Raw genomic sequence first — 237 nt, forward strand, 5'->3', positions numbered from 1 at the left:
TGGTGATAGTTACGATAACCCTGAGAAGGCTGGTGTAGATGGCCCTCAGAAAGATAGAACAATTATGCTTACAAGCATGTTAGATAATGATGACTATGTGGAGTTTAATAGAGTCGTAGCACCAGGTTCAGGGGAGCTATCTGAAAATAAATCAGTTACTGCAACAGTGTTTAGTGTTTACAACATCTCAAGACGTAAAGTTGCTAAAACAATTATGACTGAAAGGGATGTATGGGA

General features: G+C 38.8%; 1 pseudogene. It reads left to right on the forward strand.

Features of this window, described 5'->3' with window-relative positions:
* Window positions 1-237 (forward strand): annotated as a pseudogene (locus AAEZ18_RS19640) (glutathione synthase); the annotation flags it as partial.

Origin of the sequence: Pseudoalteromonas sp. 19-MNA-CIBAN-0066 (assembly GCF_040308705.1) — a bacterium.
GTDB lineage: Bacteria > Pseudomonadota > Gammaproteobacteria > Enterobacterales > Alteromonadaceae > Pseudoalteromonas > Pseudoalteromonas nigrifaciens.